The sequence below is a fragment of the Pseudomonas protegens genome (assembly GCF_003732485.1).
Lineage (GTDB): Bacteria > Pseudomonadota > Gammaproteobacteria > Pseudomonadales > Pseudomonadaceae > Aquipseudomonas > Aquipseudomonas protegens_B.
This window is the reverse complement of the sequence record NZ_MOAK01000015.1, coordinates 80,646-82,722: the sequence shown is the minus strand read 5'-3', so window position 1 is coordinate 82,722 and position 2,077 is coordinate 80,646. Positions and strand designations below refer to the sequence as shown.

General features: G+C 65.7%; 2 protein-coding genes. One reads left to right on the top strand and one right to left on the bottom strand.

Annotated features, from left to right (window positions below; genetic code table 11):
• Positions 1 to 271 (top strand): LysR substrate-binding domain-containing protein (locus BLX41_RS34170; RefSeq protein WP_404942725.1); only part of this gene is annotated, 271 nt, incomplete at its 5' end.
• A 122-nt stretch (positions 272 to 393) separates the two neighbouring features.
• Here the strand turns inward: BLX41_RS34170 and BLX41_RS01775 are convergent.
• A complete protein-coding gene (locus tag BLX41_RS01775; protein WP_123723525.1) occupies positions 394 to 1,740 on the bottom strand; it encodes an MFS transporter in 1,347 nt (448 codons plus the stop codon).
• Positions 1,741 to 2,077: the final 337 nt, after the last annotated feature.

Sequence of the window (2,077 nt, the reverse complement as noted above, 5' to 3'; positions counted from 1 at the left end):
GCAGATGGGCGCCCGGCGCCGCATCAGCCTGCACGTGCCGCACTTCTCGGTGCTGCCCAAAGTGCTGCCCGGCACCGACCTGCTGACCGTGCTGCCAGCGCAGATCGCCCGCCTGTTCACCCTCGAAGGCGGCCTGCGGCAACTGGAACTGCCGTTCCCCGTGGGGGAGTTCGAAGTCTCGCTGCACTGGCACCCCAACAGCGACAGCTCCGCCGCCCTGAGCTGGTTCCGCCAGGCCGTGGCCGCGGCGATCATCGACGGCCAGTCTTGAAACAGCGCCCGCTGTGCCCTGTCCCACATGGCGCCGAACATCGCTGACCTGAACGTCGAATCGGTCAACGGGCGCTACACCCGGATCAGTGCCTTTACCCGCAAGGACCGGGACTCGATCTTTTAACCCCCACCCTGGCCACACGAGGCCAGGGCCGGCTGCGGTTGCGCCGATACCGGCCGCAGCAGCAACAGGCAAGCGGCCGCCAGCACGAAGACCACGGCAAACACTGCGTACAGGTGCAGCGGCTGCCAGCCGGCATCCAGCAACACCCCGGCCACCGTGGGCGAGACAATCGCGCCAATGCGCCCGATGCCGATCCCCCAACCGACCCCGGTGGCCCGTACCGAAGCGTCGTAGACCACCGGTGACAGGGCGTAGAGCCCGGCCACGCAGCCGTTGGCGAACAGCCCGATCAGCAGCCCCAGGCCCAGGGCCGCGGCAATCGAGGAGGCCGAGCCGACGAACAGCACCAGCAGCCCGGCGGTCACCAGCATGAACAGCGACAGCACCCGGGTCAGCGGCCAGCGCGAGGACAAGCCGCCGATCAGCGCCGCACCGAAGATCCCGCCGACACTCAGCAGCACCCCGCCGGTGATCCCCTGCTGCGCCGAGAGCCCGGCGGCCACCAGCAGTTTCGGGGTCCAGCTCATGACGAAGTAGAAACCGAACATCACCAGGAAAAACAGCAGCCAGATCAGCAGCGTGGTGCGCCGCATCGGCCCGGCGAACAGTTGGCCAAAACCGCTGCCGGCGCCCTGCTCGCGTACCGCTGCCGCGGGCATTTTCAGCAGTTGCGGATGGCCCAGGCGCCCGGCCAGGCGATTGATTCGCGCCAGGGCATCGGCCGGCCGCCGGGCCAGGAGAAAGTCCAGGGATTCGGGGAGCCACAGCAGCACCAGGGGGATCACCAGCAAGGTGACGATGCCGCCGAACAGGAACACCGAGCGCCAGCCCCAATGAGTCAGCAGCCACACCGCCAGCAGCCCGCCCAGGGTCGCGCCCAGGGCATAGCCGGTGGATTGCAGGCTTACCGCCAGGCCGCGCCAGCGGCGGCTGGAATACTCGGCGGCGATCACGTTGCTGCTGGCCAGGATGCCGCCGATGCCCAGGCCGGTCAGGCCGCGCAACAGCGCCAGTTGCAAAGGGCTCTGGCTGCCGGCCGACAGCAGCATGCCGACACCCGACAGCAGCAGGCAGAACAGGATCAGCGGCCGGCGCCCGAAGCGGTCGGCCCAGGGCGCGATAAACAGCGAACCGGCGGCCATGCCGAACAGACCGGCACTGAGCAGCAAACCGATCTGCGCTCCGTTGAGTTGCCACTCGGCGGACACCGAAGCGGCGGTGAAGGCCATCACCAGCACATCGAAGCCGTCGATCATGTTGAGGACGATGCAGATACCGATCGCCAGGCACTGGAAGGAGCCCATCGGGCCCTGGTCGACCCGTTGCTTGAGATCGTGGTTCATGGCCGTCCTCCCCTGCTCGGGCTGGACGCGCAAAGCGCGGGGACGGACAGGCACACAGGCAGGTGGCACGCAGGACCGAGAACGGCCCGTGCCCTTGGGAGAACGCGCATGACGAAACCCTTTTCTTGTAATTGTTATGCGGGGACGGCCAGGAAGGTTCCTGCCATCGCCAGGGGCCTAATCAATCAATTAATGGATCCACAAACAATAGAGAGACACGCGAATAGTGCTTTTTATGGGCGATTATCGCGCACTATCGACTTTTCACGCTGTAAACGTTGGAGCCTTTAGATAACGGCTTTATTTTTGGATCCATTAGCATGGATCAACTGTTTGT

Excerpts from the sequence above, each read along its gene's own strand:
- BLX41_RS01775 (WP_123723525.1), bottom strand. The coding sequence starts at position 1,740 with ATGAACCACGATCTCAAGCAACGGGTCGACCAGGGCCCGATGGGCTCC.